At 67.0% G+C, this 17,567-nt stretch carries 9 protein-coding genes; 7 read left to right on the top strand and 2 right to left on the bottom strand.

The genetic code is table 11. The annotated features are described in order from the left end of the window. Positions 1–5 precede the first annotated feature (5 nt). The 6 genes from ACTIEY_RS10415 to ACTIEY_RS10390 all read left to right on the top strand — a co-directional run bounded on the left by ACTIEY_RS10415 (position 6) and on the right by ACTIEY_RS10390 (position 9,579). Positions 6–1,139 (top strand): cell division protein ZipA C-terminal FtsZ-binding domain-containing protein, encoded by a 1,134-nt coding sequence (locus tag ACTIEY_RS10415; RefSeq protein WP_439519033.1) that lies wholly within the window; start codon positions 6–8, stop codon positions 1,137–1,139. Then, positions 1,139–3,211 carry an NAD-dependent DNA ligase LigA gene (gene ligA, locus ACTIEY_RS10410; protein WP_439519032.1) on the top strand — a complete coding sequence of 691 codons (2,073 nt, stop codon included), beginning with the start codon at positions 1,139–1,141 and terminating at the stop codon, positions 3,209–3,211. Before ACTIEY_RS10415 ends, ligA begins: the two co-directional genes overlap by 1 nt. Further along, a complete protein-coding gene (def, locus tag ACTIEY_RS10405; RefSeq protein ID WP_439519031.1) occupies positions 3,208–3,747 on the top strand; it encodes a peptide deformylase in 540 nt (179 codons plus the stop codon). The genes ligA and def overlap by 4 nt, the downstream gene beginning before the upstream one ends. A 111-nt stretch (positions 3,748–3,858) precedes the next feature. Further along, on the top strand, positions 3,859–5,289 hold the full coding sequence (locus tag ACTIEY_RS10400) for an efflux transporter outer membrane subunit (RefSeq protein WP_439519030.1): 1,431 nt from the start codon (positions 3,859–3,861) through the stop codon (positions 5,287–5,289). Further along, entirely contained in the window at positions 5,286–6,413 is a 1,128-nt protein-coding gene (locus ACTIEY_RS10395; RefSeq protein ID WP_439519029.1) for an efflux RND transporter periplasmic adaptor subunit, read from the top strand. The genes ACTIEY_RS10400 and ACTIEY_RS10395 overlap by 4 nt, the downstream gene beginning before the upstream one ends. 10 nt (positions 6,414–6,423) lie before the next feature. Beyond that, complete coding sequence (locus tag ACTIEY_RS10390) at positions 6,424–9,579, top strand: efflux RND transporter permease subunit (RefSeq protein ID WP_439519028.1); 3,156 nt, start codon at positions 6,424–6,426, stop codon at positions 9,577–9,579. Positions 9,580–9,774: 195 nt separating this feature from the next. Here ACTIEY_RS10390 and ACTIEY_RS10385 read toward each other — a convergent pair whose 3' ends face one another. Together ACTIEY_RS10385 and map are read right to left on the bottom strand one after the other, a co-directional pair. Then, entirely contained in the window at positions 9,775–12,507 is a 2,733-nt protein-coding gene (locus tag ACTIEY_RS10385; RefSeq protein WP_439519027.1) for a [protein-PII] uridylyltransferase, read from the bottom strand. 4 nt (positions 12,508–12,511) lie between these two features. Beyond that, a complete protein-coding gene (gene map / locus ACTIEY_RS10380) occupies positions 12,512–13,339 on the bottom strand; it encodes a type I methionyl aminopeptidase (RefSeq protein WP_439519026.1) in 828 nt (275 codons plus the stop codon). Between the two features lie 127 nt (positions 13,340–13,466). Here map and purL point away from each other — a divergent pair, with 127 nt between their 5' ends. Further along, positions 13,467–17,567: a phosphoribosylformylglycinamidine synthase gene (gene purL, locus ACTIEY_RS10375; RefSeq protein WP_439519025.1), complete on the top strand. Its 4,101-nt coding sequence runs from the start codon at positions 13,467–13,469 to the stop codon at positions 17,565–17,567.

Raw genomic sequence — 17,567 nt, 5'->3', positions numbered from 1 at the left:
ACACCATGAGCACGCTGCAAATCGGCCTGGCCATCATCGGAGGACTCGTGCTGGCGGGCGTGGTCGCCTACAACGCCTGGGTGACCGGCAAGAGCGTGCCGCGCACCGCACGGGAGCGCGGCGCCCCTGCCGCCGACGACGCGGCGGGCGACGAAACGCTGCCGTACTCACCAGCAGACCTGTCAGAGAACGAAATCCAGCGCATTGATCCGGTGCTGGGCGACATGCCGGGCGCGCCCGCTCCACCCGAGCCTGCCGTGGTCGCCGCCGCCATCGCGTCCGTGAGCGTGAACCCGCTGATGGCGCAGCCTGAGAAGAAACCGGGCCTGGACGCACTCATCGACGTCATCGCGCCCCTGCAACTGGAGCACGAGGTCTCGGGCGATGCCGTGCTGGCCGCCTTGCCCGGCACGCGCCGCGTGGGGAGCAAGCCGTTCGCGGTGGAAGGGCTTTGTGAGGTGACGGGCGAGTGGGAAAGCCCGCGCCTGGGCCAGCGCTACCGCAGCCTGCAGGCCGGCGTGCAACTGGCCAACCGGTCCGGGCCGCTGAATGACATCGAGTTTTCCGAGTTCGTGGTGAAGGCTCAGGCTTTTGCCGATCTGCTGGCGGCAGCGCCCGATTTTCCCGACATGCGCGCCGAAGTGGCACGGGCCCGCGAGCTCGACGCTTTCGCCAGCGGCCACGATGCGCAGCTCGGCTTCACGCTGCGTGCGCGTCGCACCGCCTGGAGTCCGGGTTACGTGGCGCAGCACGCCTCACGCCTGGGGTTCATTGCCGGTGCGCTGCCAGGGCGCATGGTGTTGCCGGGCAGCTCGAACGGCCACGCGGCGATCCTGAGCCTGGTGTTCGATCCGCAAGCCGCCATGGCCGAGGACCCGGAGCAGACGGCCTTGCGCGAGATCGCGCTGTCGCTCGAAGTCACGCACGTGCCGCGCAGCGAGCAGCCCTTTGTGCGCATGCGCCAGGCGGCCATGGCGCTGGCCGAGGCCATGGACGGCGTGGTCACCGACGACGCGGGCCAGCCGCTCTCCACCGACACCATGGACCGCATCGGTGCCGACCTGGAAAGCCTGTACGACGCGCTGGACAGCCGCGACCTGTCCGCAGGCTCTGCTCAGGCCAGACGGCTGTTTTCCTGATGTCCGAGGACCTGTTCGGCCAGCCGGCCGTGCGAGCGGCGGAATTGCGAAAGCAACTCCACCACCATGCCCACCGTTATTACACGCTCGACGAACCGGAGATCCCCGACGCCGAGTACGACCGCCTGTTCAAGGAGCTGCAGGCCCTTGAAGCAGCGCACCCCGAGCTGCTCACGCCCGATTCGCCGACCCAGCGGGTGGGCGGCGCGATCCTCAAGGAACTCGTGCCCGTGCGCCACGCGATGCCGATGCTCAGCATCCGCACGGAAACCGACACCGAGGCCACGGGCGCTGTAGCGTTCGACACGCGCGTGCGGCGAGAGCTCAAGCTCACAGACGCCGACCCACCCGTGGAGTACCTGGCCGAACTCAAGTTCGACGGCCTGGCGATGAGCCTGCGCTACGAGCAAGGCTTGCTGGTGCGTGCGGCCACGCGCGGCGACGGCGAAACCGGCGAGGACGTGACGCACAACGTGCGCACGATCCGCCAGATCCCACTTCGACTGCCAGACGGTGTGCCCGACGTGCTCGAGGTGCGCGGCGAGGTGTACATGCGGCGAGATCAGTTCGACGCGCTCAACGAGCGCCAGCGCGAGAAGATCGCCGGCGGTGCCAAGGGCGAGAAGACCTTCGTGAACCCGCGAAATGCCGCAGCCGGTGCTGTGCGCCAGCTCGACTCGAAGATCACCCGCGAGCGCCCGCTGAGCTTCTTCGCCTATTCCTGGGGCGAGGTGTTGGGCGATGCGGCGCCACCTGCCACGCAATACGACTGGCTGATGCGCCTGAAAGCCTGGGGATTCCCGGTGGCAGAGCAGACCTCTCGTTGCCGTGGCGCAGACGAACTGGTGGCCTTTCACCGCCGCATCGGCGATCTGCGCGACTCATTGCCTTTCGACATTGACGGCGTGGTGTACAAGGTCGACGCGCTCGAACTGCAGAAGCAGCTCGGCTTCGTCACCCGCGAGCCGCGCTGGGCAGTGGCCCATAAATACCCCGCACAGGAACAACTCACCACCGTGCAGGCCATCGACGTTCAGGTGGGCCGCACGGGCAAGCTCACGCCGGTGGCCAAGCTGGCGCCGGTGTTCGTCGGCGGCGTGACCGTCACCAACGCCACCTTGCACAACGAACTGGAAGCGCGCCGCAAGGACGTCCGGGTGGGGGACACGGTGGTCGTGCGCCGCGCTGGCGATGTGATCCCCGAGGTCGTGTCCGTGCTGGTGGACAAACGCGTTGGAAATCCGCCTCCCTTCACCATGCCCACGCACTGCCCGGTCTGCGGCAGCGACGCGGTGCGGGAGGAGGGGGAAGCCGACCACCGCTGCACGGGAGGCCTGTTCTGCGGCGCGCAGCGCAAGGAAGCCATCCTGCATTTCGCCCACCGCCGCGCGGTCGATGTCGATGGGCTGGGTGACAAGCTGGTGGAGCAACTGGTGGACACGGGCGTGGTCAAGACCCTGCCCGACCTGTACCGCCTGGGCCTCACCTCGCTGTTGGCGCTGGACCGCATGGCGGAGAAGTCGGCGAAGAACATCCTGGCCGCCCTGGAGAGATCCAGGCAGACCACACTGCCGCGTTTCCTCTTCGGCCTGGGCATCCGACATGTGGGCGAAGCGACCGCCAAGGAACTCGCGCGCCACTTCGGCCAGCTGGACCGCATCATGGACGCGAGCGTGGAAGCCCTGGCCGAAGTGAACGACGTGGGTCCGGTGGTGGCGCAGAGCATCCACACGTTTTTCGAACAGCCGCACAATCGTGAGGTGGTGGAGCAATTGCGTGCCTGCGGCTTCACCTGGGAAGAGGGCGAGCCGGCAGAACAGGCACCGCAGCCCCTGGCGGGCAAGACCTTCGTGCTCACCGGCACGTTCCCCACCCTGAGCCGCGACGAGGCCAAGGACCTGCTGGAAGCCGCTGGTGCCAAGGTGGCTGGTTCGGTGAGCAAGAAGACCGATTACGTGGTGGCCGGCGCCGAAGCGGGCAGCAAGCTGGAGAAAGCGCAGGCGCTGGGCGTCGCTGTGATCGACGAGCCGACCATGCTTGAACTGCTGAACGCCTTTCCGAAACCGCCATGACCATCCACACCATCCTCAAGATGGGCGACCCGCGTCTGCTGCGCGTGGCCCAGCCTGTGACCCGGTTCGACACACCAGAGCTGCACCAGCTGGTCGTCGACCTGCAGGACACCATGGCCGCTGCCAACGGCGCGGGCCTGGCCGCGCCCCAGATCGGTGTGGACTTTCAGGTGGTGATTTTTGGCAGCGGGCAGCCCAATCCGCGTTATCCGGCCGCGCCGGTCGTGCCGCGCACGGTGCTGGTCAATCCGGTGATCACGCCCATTGGCGATGAGGAAGAAGAAGACTGGGAGGGCTGCCTGTCGGTACCGGGGATGCGCGGTGTGGTGCCGCGCTGGCGTCGCATCCGCTACCAGGGATTCACGGAACATGGTCAGACCATCGACCGCGAGGCCGAGGGCTTTCACGCTCGCGTGGTGCAACACGAATGCGATCACCTCTGGGGCAAGCTCTACCCCATGCGGGTGCGCGATTTCTCCCGCTTCGGTTTCACCGAGGTGCTGTTTCCCGGGCTGGATGCGCTGGACGACGACTGACTGCGTGGGGGCTGGCGCCTTCGTTACAAAACGAGAAGCGTTTGAAATATTCGGCGGCAGAAATCGAATAGAGTCGAGCCCGACCGAAAACGCAACAGGGAATCACCTTTCATGAAGCGCAAGCTTGTCGTGCTTGCGGGCGCTGCCATCCTCAGCGCCTGCAGCCTCACCAAGCCCCCGGCCGACCCGGCCGTTCCGCTGCCCCCGTCCTGGTACGCACCGCCCCTGGCACACCAGGGCAGCGTCCAGCAACTGGACGCCTGGTGGAGCCGGTTCGACGACCCGGTGCTGGCCGACTGGATCGCCCGCGCACAGGCCCAGAGCCCGACCGTGGCGCAGGCGCGGGCGCAGGTGTTTGCAGCGCGCGCCGCGCGCCTGGGTGTGGAAGCTGAAACCGGGCCGCAGGCGTCCCTGGTGGCCAATGCCAGCCGCGGTATCACCGATCCCACCATTCCTCTGGGCACGCAACTCAGCGCAGGTCTGCAGGCGTCGTGGGCCGTTGGCCTGTGGGGCCAGACCGAGGCGCGCCGCAGCGGTGCCGCGGCACGGCAGGATGCGGCGGGCGCTGCATGGCACGATGCCCGCGTGCTGGTGGCGGCCGAACTCGCCGAGCTGTATTTCGCCCAGCGCCTGTGCCGCGAGCAGCTCGGGGTGGCCACGCGCGACCGGGACTCTCGCGCCGTATCGGCGGAGAACAACGCCGTGTCGGAGCGCGCAGGGTTGACCGCACCTGCCGTGGCCGCGCTGGCGCGTGCCAGCGGTGCCGAAGGCGTGGCGCGCGAGCGCGCGCAAGCCGAGCTCTGCGAGCGGCAGGTCAAGTCGCTGGTGGCGCTCACGGGCGTTCCCGAACCCGAACTCCGCCGGCAACTGGCCAGCGCCCCAGGGCTGCCTGGCCTGCTGGCGTCGGAGCGCCTGGACCGCATGCTGTCGGTGAGCGCCGTGCCGGCGGAGGTGCTGCGACAGCGGCCCGATGTGTACCAGGCGCAACGCGAACTGGTGGCCGCGAGCGAAGACGTGGGCGTCGCGCAGGCCGCCCTGTATCCCGGCCTGTCGCTCTCGGGCAGCCTCCTGCGCAACCGCATTTCAGGTGCAGGGACCCAGGCCACGTTCAACACCTGGTCCATCGGTCCCATCACCCTGAGCCTGCCGCTGCTCGGCCGCGACGCCTTGCGCGCCAACACCGACAGCGCCCAGGCCCGCTACGAAGCCGCCGCACTGGGCTACGCAAGCACCCTGCGCCAGGCCGTGGCCGAGGTGGAGCAGTCGCTGGTGCTGATCTCGAGCTTGCGCGAGCGACTGGCCTCCACCGACATCGCCGTCGCCGGTTATGGTCAGTCGTTCCAGGCCACGGAAGCGCGCTACCGCGTCGGACTCGCCAGCCTCAACGAGCTGGAAGAGGCGCGCCGTCTCAAGCTGGCCGCCGACAGCAGCGCCGTGGCGCTGCAGCAGGAACGCATCAACGCCTGGATCCGCCTCTATGTCGCCCTGGGTGGCGGCTTCGACCCCGTGAACCCTCCCAACATCGTGAAGAGCCCCACATGAACGCGACCCTTCCACAAACGCGCCGGCGCACGCGCTGGATCTGGCTGGGCCTGGGCCTGGCGCTGGTGTTGGTCGTGGTGTTCTGGGTGTTCCTGAAAAATCCTGCCGACGCCACCCCACCCGCCGAAGCCGGAGCCACCGGGCCCAGGCCCTCACTGACCGTGACCGTGCAGAAGCCCACGCGTGCCAGCTTGCCCATCAGCCTGCAGGCCAATGGCGACATCAGTGCGTGGCAGGAAGCCAGTGTCGGCGCCGAGGTGAACGGCTTGCGCCTGGCCACGGTGAATGTGAACGTGGGCGATGTGGTGCGCAAGGGCCAGGTGCTGGCGGTGTTCGCCAGCGAAACCACCCGGGCCGACAGCCTTCAGAGCAAGGCAAGCGTGATGCAGGCCGAGGCCAGCTATGAGAACGCCAAGGCCGACGCCGACCGCGCGCGGTCCATTCAGGACACCGGCGCGCTGTCGCGCTCGCAGGTGGCCCAGTACCTCACGCAGGAAAAGGTGGCGCGCGCGCAGTGGGAAGCCGCCAAGGCCGGGCTCGAAGCCAATGAAGTGCGCCTGGGCAACACCAAGGTGCTGGCACCGGACGACGGCATCATCTCGGCCCGCGCGGCCACGGTGGGCTCGGTCGTGGCGCCGGGTCAGGAATTGTTCCGCCTGGTGCGCCAGGGTCGCATGGAATGGCGTGCCGAGGTCACGCCCAGCGAGGTCGGGCGCATCCGCGTGGGCCAGAAGGCGCAGGTCACGGCGGCCACGGGCCTGGAGATCAGCGGACAGGTGAGGGCCATCGCGCCCAGCGCGAACCCGCAGACGCGCAACATTCTGGTGTTCGTGGACCTGCCGAAGCACAACGACCTCAAGTCCGGCACCTTTGCCAAGGGGCGTTTCGATCTGGGCCAGAGCGAGGCACTCACCGTGGCCAGCGAGTCGGTGGTGGTGCGCGACGGCAGCAACTACGTGTTCGTGATCGACGACCAGAGCAAGGCCAGCCAGCGCAAGGTGCAGACCGGTCGGCGCGTGGGCGAACGCGTGGAGATTCTCGAAGGGCTGAAGGCAGAGGAGTCGGTGGCGGTGCAAGGCGCGGGCTTCCTGAACGAAGCCGACCTGGTCAAGGTTGTGCAGTGAGGCCAGCAGCATGAACGTCTCCGCCTGGTCGATCCGCAACCCCATCCCGGCGGCGATGCTGTTCGTCATGCTCACGCTGGCGGGCCTGTTCTCCTTCAAGCAGATGAAGGTGCAGAACTTCCCCGACCTGGACGTGCCCAACATCACCGTCCTGGCCACCCTGCCGGGCGCCTCGCCCAACCAGCTCGAGAACGACGTCGCCCGCATCATCGAGAACAGCCTGGCTTCGCTGCAAGGTCTCAAGCACATCTACACCAAGGTGGAGGACGGCACTGTGTCGATCACGGCCGAGTTCCGCATCGAGAAGAACACCCAGGAAGCGCTGGACGATGTCCGCTCTGCGGTGGCCAAGGTGCGCGGCGACCTGCCTTCCGACCTGCGCGATCCCATCGTCAGCAAGGTTGAACTGGCGGGCGGTGCGGTGCTGGCCTACACCGTGGCCTCCGACAAGATGGACGCCGAAGCGGCTTCCTGGTTCGTGGAAAACGACGTGGCCAAGTTGCTGCTTTCGGTGCCCGGCGTGGGCGCGGTGAACCGCGTGGGCGGAGTGGACCGGGAAGTGCAGGTGCTGCTGGATCCGCTGAAACTGCAGGCGCTGGGGGCCAGCGCCACCGACATCTCGCGCCAGCTCGCCAGGGTTCAGATCGAAAGCGCGGGCGGCCGCGCAGACCTGGGCGGGAGCCAGCAGCCCATGCGCACGCTGTCGTCGCTGCGCTCGGCCGAAGAACTGGCTCGCCTCGAACTCTCTCTCACGGATGGCAGAAGCGTCAGGCTTGACCAGATTGCCGAGGTCAAGGACACCGTGGCCGAGCCCACCGCAGCAGCCTTTCTTGATGGCAAGCCGGTGGTCGGTTTCGAAGTGGCGCGCAGCCGGGGCGCCAGCGAGATCGAGGTGGGCAACGGCGTGCGGGCCAAGCTCAAGACGCTGCAGGAACAGCGACCCGACCTCACCATCACCGAGTCCTTTGACTTCGTGACACCGGTGGCCGAGGAGTTCGACGGCTCCATGAAGCTGCTCTACGAAGGCGCCATCCTTGCCGTGCTGGTGGTGTGGCTGTTCCTGCGCGACTTCCGCGCCACCGTGGTCTCTGCGGTGGCGCTGCCGCTCTCAGCCATTCCCGCGTTCATCGGCATGTACTACATGGGCTTCACCATCAACGTGGTGACGTTGCTGGCCATGTCGCTGGTGATCGGCATCCTGGTGGACGACGCCATCGTGGAGGTGGAGAACATCGTGCGCCACATGCGCATGGGCAAGACGCCCTACCAGGCGTCCATGGAGGCGGCCGACGAGATTGGCCTGGCGGTGATCGCCACCACTTTCACGCTGATTGCGGTGTTCCTGCCGACGGCTTTCATGTCGGGCATTCCGGGCAAGTTCTTCAAGCAGTTCGGCTGGACGGCGTCCTTCGCGGTGTTCGCTTCGCTGGTGGTGGCGCGGGCGCTCACGCCCATGATGGCGGCCTACCTGCTCAAGCCCGTGGTGATGGCCAAGGACATGCCCCGCTGGGCGCGCAGCAACCGCGTGACCGGTGCGATCTGGAAATGGATGACCAACCAGGACGAACCGGCCTGGCTCAACACCTACCAGGGGTGGGCTGCCTGGTGCATTCGCCACCGCTGGATCACCATGCTGGGCGCTGGCGCGTTCTTTGTCGGTTCCATCATGCTGATCCCGCTGTTGCCGCAGGGCTTCATTCCGCCCGACGACAACTCCCAGACCCAGGTGTACCTGGAACTGCCGCCGGGTGCCACGCTGCAGCAGACCATTCGAACCGCGGAGCGCGCGCGCCTCCTGGTGGCGGCGGTGCCGCATGTGAAATCGGTCTACACCACCATTGGCTCAGGTTCCGCCGGCACCGACCCGTTCGCGCCACAGGGCACGGCAGAGTCTCGCAAGGCTGCGTTGACCATTCAGCTCGACGCGCGGGGCACGCGCCCGCGCAAGCAGGTGATCGAAAACCAGCTGCGCGATGCCATGTCCAACCTGCCTGGGGTGCGCAGCAAGGTCGGCCTGGGCGGGTCGGGCGAAAAATACGTCCTCACGCTCACGGGCAACGACGCAGCCGCCATGCAGACGGCGGCCACCGCCATCGAGCGCGACCTGCGCACCATCCAGGGCGTGGGCAGCATCCAGTCGACCGCTGCGCTGGTGCGCACCGAGATCAGCGTCACACCCGATCTTGCGCGTGCGGCCGAGATGGGCGTGACCAGCAGCGCCATCGCCGAGACGCTTCGCATTGCCACGGTGGGCGACTACGACAACGCCTTGCCCAAGATGAACCTGCCGGAGCGGCAGATTCCCATCGTGGTCAAGCTCGACATCGGTGCCCGCCAGGACCTGGACCTGCTCTCGCGCCTGCCGGTGCCGGGCAGCAAGGGGCCCGTGATGCTGGGCCAGGTGGCCACACTGAGCTTTGGTGGTGGCCCGGCGGTGATTGACCGCTACGACCGCTCGCGCAACATCAACTTCGAAGTCGAACTGGCGGGCATCGCGCTCGGTGACATGAAGATGGCGGTAGAAAAGCTGCCGAGCCTGCGCAACCTGCCGGCGGGTGTGAACGTGATCGAGATCGGAGACGCCGAGGTGCAGGGCGAGCTGTTCGCCAGTTTCGGCCTGGCCATGCTCACGGGCGTGCTGTGCATCTACATCGTGCTGGTGCTGCTGTTCAAGGCGTTCCTGCATCCGTTCACGATCCTCGCGGCGTTGCCGTTGTCGCTGGGTGGCGCCTTCGTGGCGCTGTTGCTGACCAACAAGAGTTTCTCCATGCCCTCGCTGATCGGTCTGATCATGCTGATGGGCGTGGCCACGAAGAACTCGATCCTGCTGGTGGAATACGCCATCGAGGCACGGCGCGAGCACGGCATGAACCGGCTGGACGCGATCCTGGACGCCTGCCACAAGCGAGCGCGTCCGATCGTGATGACCACCATCGCGATGGGCGCAGGCATGTTGCCGATCGCGATTGGCTGGGGTGCGGCAGACAGCAGTTTCCGCTCACCCATGGCGGTCGCGGTGATCGGTGGATTGATCACTTCAACGTTCCTGAGCCTGCTGGTGATTCCGGCGGTGTTCACGCTGGTGGACGATGTGGGGAACTGGTTTTCCGGCTTGTTCCGGCGCAAACCTGAATCTCCTCAGCCCGTCGAAACCGTTCGCGCATAGGTGTTGGCGAGATCAGGAGGACATCGCCCTCCTGATCCTGCTGGCGGGTTGGCTTGCATCGAGCGCACTGACGTCTGCGGGCCGATGAGGCTGGCTGGGCGACGCAGCGAAATAAAGGAGGAGAGGCGGCGAAGCCGACTCGGGGGACATTCGCGGAGTCGCCCAGCCAGCCTCATCGGCCAGCCAACCACTCACTCAACCCTCCAGCGTCTCCAGCAACTCCGTCTCGATCTCGATCTGACGCTTGTTCATCTGCAACTGCGCGCCGCTGATGAGAAACGTGTCTTCCACACGCTCCCCAAGGGTCGTGATCTTCGCCAGCTGCACACTGATGTCGTTGCGGGCCAGTACCCGCGTGATGCCATAGAGCAGGCCTGCGCGGTCGCTCGCCGACACCGACAACAGCCAGCGCTGGGCTTTTTCGTCGGGCCGCAAGTCCACACGGGGCGTTACCGGAAAACTCTTGACGCGGCGAGAGAGACGGCCCTTCGTGGGCGTAGGCAGCGGCCCACGTTCGTCGATGGTGTGAGCCAGGTTGTTTTCCACCATCGCAATCAGTTCGCGGTAATGCTCCGACAGCGACGGTGCCACCACCTGGAATGTGTCCAGCGCATGGCCGTCGCGCGTGGTGTGTACGCGCGCGTCCAGGATGCTGAAGTGCGAGCTGTCGAAGTAGCCGCAGATGCGGGCGAACAGGTCGTGCTGGTCGGGCGCGTACACCAGCACCTGCAGGCCCTCACCCTCGGGCGAGAGGCGTGCGCGGACGATGCACTTGTCGATGGCCGGGGGGGCTCCTTCGACAGGCGCGGGCAAGGGATTCTTCGCCAGGTGGGCGGCGCTCTGTGCAATCTGTCGCGTGAGCACGCGCGTGTGCCAGGCGATCTCGTCGGCCTGGTGGCGCATGAAGTAGCTCACGTCCAGCGTGTCCCACAACGCCTTGTGGGCCTGGTGGGGCAGGGCGTGCAGGGCCAGCATCGACAGAGCTTCCCGCTTGCGGCCCTCGATGACGGCGCCCGGATCGGGCGCACGGCCGCCGAGCGCGCGCAGGGTGTACCGGTACAGGTCCTCCAGCAGCTTGCCCTTCCAGGCGTTCCACACCTTCGGGCTGGTGCCGCGGATGTCGGCCACCGTCAGCAGGTACAGGGCGGTGAGGTAGCGCTCGTTGCCCACGCGCCGTGCAAAGGCCGCGATCACGTCCGGATCGCTGAGGTCTTCCTTTTGCGCCATGCGGCTCATGGTCAGATGCTCCGCGACCAGGAACTCGATCAGCTTGCAATCTTCGCGGGCGATGCCGTGCTGGCGGCAGAAGACGCGCACATCGTGCGCGCCCAGTTCGGAATGGTCGCCACCGCGGCCCTTGGCGATGTCGTGGAAGATGGCCGCGATGTAGAAGATCCAGGGCTTGTCCCAACCGGCGGCCAGCTGCGAGCAGAACGGGTACTCGTGCGAATGCTCGGCGATGAAGAATCGGCGCACGTTGCGCAGCACCATCAGGATGTGCTGGTCCACCGTGTACACGTGGAACAGGTCGTGCTGCATCTGGCCGACGATGTGGCGGAACACCCAGAGGTAGCGCCCGAGCACGGAGGTCTGGTTCATCAGCCGGATGGCGTGCGTGATGCCCTCGGGTTCCTGCAGGATCTTCAGGAACAGCGCGCGGTTGACCGGATCGGCGCGAAAGCGCGCATTCATCACGGGGCGGGCGTTGTACAGCGCGCGCAGCGTGCGCGCGGAGAGGCCCTTGATACCCACCGTGGTCTGGTAGAGGTGGAAAGTCTCCAGGATGGCGTGTGGTTGCTGGACATAGAGGTTGTCGCTCGCCACTTCGAGCGTGCCCGCCTTGTCGAAGAAGCGCTCGTTGAGCGGGCGCAGGCGGTCCACGCCCGCGACGTCGCTGCGCAGCCGTTCCTGGATGTTGAGCAACAGGATCTGGTTGAGCTGCGTCACGGCCTTGGCCGCCCAGTAGTAGCGCTTCATCAGCGCTTCGCTGGCGCGGCGAGTGCCCCGTGCCGTGGGAGCCACGTGGGGCATGCCGGGCTCACCCGGGGTGATCACGGCCGGCACTTGCGCCTTGAAGCCAAACGATTCCGCCACCGCGGTCTGCAGGTCGAACACCAGGCGGTCCTCGCGCCGGTTGGCCAGGAGGTGGAGCCGCGCACGGATCAGGCTGAGCAGCGCCTCGTTGGCCTTGATCTGGCGCGCTTCCAGCGGTGTGGCCAGGCCCTTGCGCGCGAGTTCGTCCCAGCTGCGCCCCAAACCGGCGGCCTTGGACACCCACAGGATGATCTGCAGGTCGCGCAGGCCCCCCGGGGACTCCTTGCAGTTGGGTTCGAGCGAATAGGGCGTGTTCTCGAACTTGGTGTGGCGCTGGCGCATTTCCAGCGTCTTGGCGACGAAGAAGGCCTTGGGATCCATGGCCTCGCCCAGGTCGCTCACGAGTCGGGCGAACGCGTTCTTGCTGCCCGCGATCAGCCGGCATTCGAGCAGCGAGGTCTGAACCGTCACGTCCTTGGACGCCTCGTACACGCAGTCGCCGATGGTGCGCACGCTGGAACCGATCTCCAGCCCCAGGTCCCAGCAGCCACCGATGAAAGCCTCCAGGCGAGACTTCAGCGCCGCGTCCGCATCGGGCTGGCTGCCATCGGGCAGCAACACCAGCACGTCCACATCGGAAAACGGAAACAGTTCTCCGCGCCCGTAGCCGCCGACGGCGACCAAAGAGAAGCCAGGACCAAAGCCCGCGAGGGACCAGAGTTCGCGCAAGGTCTGGTCCGTCAAACGGGAGAGTTCCTGCAGCGCCTTGCGCACGCCCCGGGTGGAGGACCCCTGCAAACCGAGCCGGGCCAGCAGCGCGGCCTTGTTGCTGCGGTATTCCAGGCGCAGCGTGCCCAGGTCGCCCATGATGGAGGGCGGTGCGGCCGCGGTCATGGAATCAGGCGACGGCCACAGCCGGAGGGGTCACGAATTCCGGCACGGCAGGGCTGCCGGCGGACAGGGTGAGAACCTCGTAGCCCGTCTCGGTCACCAGCACCGTGTGTTCCCACTGCGCCGAAAGCGAGCGGTCGCGGGTCACGATGGTCCAGCCGTCGCCCATTTCCTTGATGTCGCGCTTGCCGGCGTTGATCATGGGTTCGATGGTGAAGGTCATGCCCGGCTTGAGTTCCTCAAGCGTGCCCGGCCGACCGTAGTGCAGCACTTGCGGATCTTCATGGAAGCGCTGGCCGATGCCGTGCCCGCAGAACTCACGCACCACCGAAAATCCGTTGCCTTCGGCGAAGGTCTGGATGGCGTGTCCGATGTCGCCCAGGCGGATGCCAGGGCGGACCATGACGATGCCCTTCCACATGGCTTCGAAGGTCACCTTGCTCAGGCGTCGAGCCTGCACCGAGCAGGCGGCCTCGCCACCGATGAGGAACATGCGGCTGTTGTCGCCAAACCAGCCGTCCTTGATCACGGTCACGTCCACGTTGAGGATGTCGCCCTTCTTGAGCGGCTTCTCGTTGGGGATGCCGTGGCACACCACGTGGTTGATGGAGGTGCACAGGTGGCCAGGGTACGGGGGGTAGCCCTGCGGCTGGTAGCCGATCGTGGCCGAAACCGTGCCCTGCTGTTTCATGTACTCGGCCGCCAGGCGGTCGATTTCGAGGGTCGTCACACCCGGCTGGATCAGCGGTGTGAGGTAGTCCAGCACTTCGGAGGCCAGCCGGCAGGCGGTGCGCATGCCCGCGATGCCGGCCTCGTCTTTGTAGGTGATGCTCATGGGGCGCGATTATCCCATCAGGCCCGCCCTGACGGCACCTCCAGCGGGCAAGGCCATGGGGGCGCGCGGGTAAAATCCCCGGTTTTCCACCCGGCCCCACCGGGTCAACGCACCTCAGGCTCCCAACGTGTCCCTGCACCTGCGCACCTTCGACGGCGGCGCCGCCATCAGCGGCTTCAAAGTCCAGCAAATCCTGCCCCGACTCGCGGGCATTTCCGACAAGATCACCAGCCTCTCGGCCCGCTTCGTGCACATCGCCGCCTTCCAGGGCGAACCCGATGCCGCCACCGTGCAGCGCCTGGGCGAGTTGCTCACCTACGGTGAGCCCTGCACCGAAGCGCATCTGGCCCTGGAAAAGGCCGGCGCTCCAGCCCTGTTGGTCATGCCCCGCCTGGGCACGGTCTCGCCCTGGGCTTCCAAGGCCACCGACATTGCGCACAACTGCGGCCTGGCGCTGCACCGGGTGGAGCGCCTGGTGGAGTTCCGCGTCGGCCTCAAATCGGGCCTGCTGGGCAAGGCCCATCTGTCGCCAGACCAGTTGCGGGCCGTGGCCGACCTGCTGCACGACCGCATGACGGAAAACGTCTCGCTCGACCGGACGCAGGCGCAAGCACTGTTCACCGAGCTGCACCCCGCGCCCATGGAGCAGGTGGACGTGCTCGGCGGCGGGCGATCGGCGCTGGAGCGCGCCAACGCCGACTGGGGCCTGGCCCTGGCCGATGACGAGATCGATTACCTCGTGAACGCTTTCAACGGCTTGAAGCGCAACCCGACCGACGTCGAACTGATGATGTTCGCGCAGGCCAACAGCGAGCACTGCCGCCACAAGATCTTCAACGCGCAGTTCACCATTGACGGCGTGGCTCAGGACAAGAGCCTCTTCGGCATGATTCGCCACACCCACCAGCAGGCGCCGCAGCACACGGTGGTGGCGTATTCGGACAACGCATCCATCATGGAAGGCAGCGTGGTCGAACGCTTCGTGGCGCGGGCGACGGGCGATGTCTCGCCGGCCTACGCTGCAGAGACCGCGACCCACCATGTGCTGATGAAGGTGGAAACGCACAACCACCCGACCGCGATCTCCCCGTTTCCGGGTGCTTCCACCGGCGCGGGCGGCGAGATTCGCGACGAGGGCGCCACCGGGCGCGGCTCCAAGCCCAAGGCGGGCCTGACGGGCTTCACCGTGGGCAAGCTCTGGGGCGGTCTCTCCGACCAGCCGGGCGGCAAACCCGAGCACATCGCCAGTCCGCTGCAGATCATGACCGAGGGGCCCCTGGGCGGCGCGGCCTTCAACAATGAGTTCGGGCGGCCCAACCTGCTGGGCTATTTCCGCGAATACGAACTCTCGGTGGACGGCGTGCAGCGCGGCTACCACAAGCCCATCATGATCGCCGGCGGCGTGGGCGTGATCGACGCGGGGCAGACCAGGAAGATCGAATTTCCCGCCGGCTCGCTGCTGATCCAGCTCGGTGGCCCGGGCATGAAGATCGGCATGGGCGGCAGCGCGGCCAGTTCCATGGCAACCGGCACCAACGCCGCCTCGCTCGACTTCGACTCCGTGCAGCGCGGCAATCCCGAAATCGAGCGCCGTGCGCAGGAGGTCATCAACCACTGCTGGCAGCAGGGCGAGGCCAACCCCATCCTGGCCATCCACGATGTCGGCGCGGGCGGGCTCTCGAATGCCTTCCCCGAGCTGACCAACGATGCCGGGCGTGGTGCGCGCTTTGATCTGCGTGCCGTGCCGCTGGAGGAAAGCGGCCTGGCACCCAAGGAAATCTGGTGCAACGAAAGCCAGGAGCGGTACGTGCTGGCGATCGCACCCGAATCGCTGGATCTCTTCACCGCCTTCTGCGAACGCGAACGTTGCCCGTTCGCGGTGATCGGAGTGGCCACCGAGGAGCGCCAGCTGGTGCTGGCCAGCACCCCGGCAGGGGCTTCGACAAGCGCAGTCCGAACGGAGATGGCCGTCGACATGCCGATGAACGTGCTGCTGGGCAAGCCGCCCAAGATGCACCGCGACGTCAAGGCCGTCGCACGCCAACCGGCACCCCTGGATCTCACCGGCGTGGATCTGCAGAAGGCCGTGATCGACGTGCTCAGCCACCCGACTGTGGCTTCCAAGCGATTCCTCGTCACCATCGGAGACCGAACCGTGGGAGGTCTCTCGCACCGCGACCAGATGGTCGGTCCCTGGCAGGTGCCGGTGGCCGACTGTGCGGTCACGCTGGCCGACTTCAAGGGCTTTGCAGGCGAGGCCATGAGCATGGGCGAGCGCACGCCGCTGGCCGCGCTGGACGCCGCCGCTTCGGGCCGCATGGCGGTGGCCGAGGCCATCACCAACCTGCTGGCCGCACCCATCGAGCTCCCGCGCGTGAAGCTCTCGGCCAACTGGATGGCTGCGTGCGGCGAGCCTGGCGAAGATGCTGCACTTTATGAGACGGTGAAGGCTGTCGGCATGGAGCTCTGCCCGGCGCTGGGCATTTCCATCCCCGTGGGCAAGGACAGCCTGTCGATGCGCACGCAGTGGAAGGAGGGCGGTGAGACGAGGAAGGTGACATCGCCGGTGAGCCTGATCGTGAGCGCCTTCGCCACGCTGGCCGATGTGCGTGGCACCCTCACCCCACAACTCGACAGCACCCTGGAAGACACCACGCTGGTGCTGGTCGACCTTGGCAGGGGCCGCCACCGCATGGGCGGGAGCGTGCTGGCGCAAGTGCTGGGGCAGGGCGGCGGCGACTCGCCCGACCTGGACGATCCCCAGGACATCGTCCGTCTGGTCGACGCGGTCAATGCGCTGCGAGCCCGGGGCCAGATCCTGGCCTACCACGACCGCAGCGACGGCGGGCTGCTGGCGGCCGCGGCCGAAATGGCATTCGCAGGGCATGTGGGCGTGGCGCTCAACGTGGACTTGCTGGTCACGGAAGGTGACGGCATCCAGGACAGCCGCATGGAGACCGGCGACGCGAAGAACTGGGCCAGCCAGGTCAGCGCACGCCGCGAGGAACTCACACTCAAGGCCCTCTTCAGCGAGGAGCTGGGCGTGGTGTTGCAGGTGCGCACCGAAGACCGCAACGCGGTGATGCAGACCCTGCGCGAACACGGGTTGAGCCAACACAGCCACTTCGTCGGCAAGACCCGCCCGGCGTCATCGACGATCGACGCCGGCAAGGGCGAGCTGCAGGTCTGGCGCGACGCCAGGGCCGTGTTCTCGGCCAGCCTGTTCGACCTGCACCAGGTGTGGGACAGCGTGAGCTGGAAGATCAACCAGCAGCGCGACAACCCGGCCTGCGCCGATGCCGAGCATGCGGCGGCGGGGCGTCCCGACGATCCAGGACTGCATTCCCATCTCACCTATGCCCCGACCGACGCCGAGACCGTTCGGGCCGAGCCTGTCGAAGCCCTCGCCAGCCGAGACCTCAGGAGCCCTTCGACAAGCTCAGGGCGAACGGGGGTCCTACTCTCCCGACCACGGGTCGCCATCCTGCGCGAGCAGGGCGTGAACTCGCACGTGGAGATGGCCTACGCCTTCACACAGGCGGGCTTCGAGGCGTTCGACGTGCACATGACCGACCTGCAGACCGGGCGCGCGAAGCTGGCCGACTTCAAGGGCGTGGTCGCCTGCGGCGGATTCAGCTACGGGGACACGCTGGGCGCGGGCATTGGCTGGGCGCGCAGCATCACGTTCAATGCCGGCCTGTCCGACCAGTTCCAGGCCTTCTTTGGCCGTCAGGACACGTTCGGTCTGGGTGTGTGCAATGGCTGCCAGATGTTCGCCGAACTGGCCGACATCATCCCCGGCGCCGAGGCCTGGCCGCGCTTCACCACCAACCAGAGCGAGCGTTTCGAGGCGCGCCTGTCGCTGGTCGAAGTGCTGGAGTCCCCCAGCCTCTTTTTCCAGGGCATGTCGGGCACCCGCATGCCGATTGCCGTGGCGCACGGCGAGGGCTACGCCAACTTCCATCACCGTGGCGACGCGGCCCGGGCCATCGCCGCCATGCGGTTCGTGGATCACCACGGCTCGGCCACCGAGGCCTATCCGTTCAACCCGAACGGCAGCCCGGGCGGACTCACCGCCGTCACCACGGCGGACGGCCGCTTCACGGCGCTGATGCCGCATCCCGAGCGCGTCTTCCGCAACATCCAGATGAGCTGGACCGACCAGGACCCGTCGGCCCACAGTGGCTGGATGCGGCTCTGGCACAACGCGCGCAAGTGGGTGGGCTGA

It is taken from the genome of Hydrogenophaga sp. (assembly GCF_051858985.1).
Lineage (GTDB): Bacteria > Pseudomonadota > Gammaproteobacteria > Burkholderiales > Burkholderiaceae_C > Hydrogenophaga.
This window is presented reverse-complemented; position numbering and strand designations above follow the sequence as displayed.

Coding starts and splice junctions, on each gene's coding strand:
- map (WP_439519026.1), bottom strand. CDS start 13,339: ATGAGCATCACCTACAAAGACGAGGCCGGCATCGCGGGCATGCGCACC.
- ligA (WP_439519032.1), top strand. CDS start 1,139: ATGTCCGAGGACCTGTTCGGCCAGCCGGCCGTGCGAGCGGCGGAATTG.
- ACTIEY_RS10400 (WP_439519030.1), top strand. CDS start 3,859: ATGAAGCGCAAGCTTGTCGTGCTTGCGGGCGCTGCCATCCTCAGCGCC.
- ACTIEY_RS10385 (WP_439519027.1), bottom strand. CDS start 12,507: ATGACCGCGGCCGCACCGCCCTCCATCATGGGCGACCTGGGCACGCTG.
- def (WP_439519031.1), top strand. CDS start 3,208: ATGACCATCCACACCATCCTCAAGATGGGCGACCCGCGTCTGCTGCGC.
- ACTIEY_RS10415 (WP_439519033.1), top strand. CDS start 6: ATGAGCACGCTGCAAATCGGCCTGGCCATCATCGGAGGACTCGTGCTG.
- ACTIEY_RS10395 (WP_439519029.1), top strand. CDS start 5,286: ATGAACGCGACCCTTCCACAAACGCGCCGGCGCACGCGCTGGATCTGG.
- ACTIEY_RS10390 (WP_439519028.1), top strand. CDS start 6,424: ATGAACGTCTCCGCCTGGTCGATCCGCAACCCCATCCCGGCGGCGATG.